General features: G+C 64.6%; 1 protein-coding gene. It reads right to left on the reverse strand.

What is annotated here, in order from left to right; genetic code table 11:
• Positions 1 to 2 precede the first annotated feature (2 nt).
• Positions 3 to 305 carry a hypothetical protein gene (locus tag BST38_RS28820; protein ID WP_083146949.1) on the reverse strand — a complete coding sequence of 101 codons (303 nt, stop codon included), beginning with the start codon at positions 303 to 305 and terminating at the stop codon, positions 3 to 5.
• Between the last annotated feature and the right edge of the window lie 305 nt (positions 306 to 610).

The raw sequence follows: 610 nt of genomic DNA on the forward strand, positions 1-610 counted from the left end.
GGTCAACGGACCTTCACGTAGTAGATGTGTCCGGTGATGGTGTTTTGGTAGAGCCGGTCGTTGAAGTTGTCTTGGACGGTGCCGCGGATGGCGGGTCCTCGGTTGACGCCGACGACGTTGGCGTCTTTGAGGGGGGCGTCGGAGAGCTTCTGCACGATGACCCGGTTGCCTTGGGATTCGAGTTGGCTGATGGTGGATTGGGCGTCACCGGTGCCCGACGGGGCGGCCAGCGCGGGGGCGGACAGGCCCAGGAACGCGGCGGACAGGGCGGCGGCGGTGGTGGCGGCGATGCTGAACTTCGTCATTTCTTCTTCCCTCTTTCAGGTCGGTCCGACCCTTGCGATCTTGATGTTCTGATGGCTTAAACCCGCAGGTCATGCGGATAATTCCGGTGGCAGGAAATGGCCGTCGGGTGGCAGGATCCGATGCTGTGGGGGCCGGGTTGTCCCCAGATCCGCGTTGATCCCCAACCGGGGATTTCGGGACCTGAGGTGTCACCCCGCGCGGGGTAGACTCGCACATATGTTCGAAGTGTCGGTGGCCGATCCCGGAGCGCTTGGCGGGCTCTCCGATGCCGACCTGATCGATGCGGCCCGGGCGGCGAGCCGGG

Source organism: Mycolicibacterium parafortuitum, from assembly GCF_002086815.1.
Classification (GTDB): Bacteria; Actinomycetota; Actinomycetes; order Mycobacteriales; family Mycobacteriaceae; genus Mycobacterium; species Mycobacterium parafortuitum.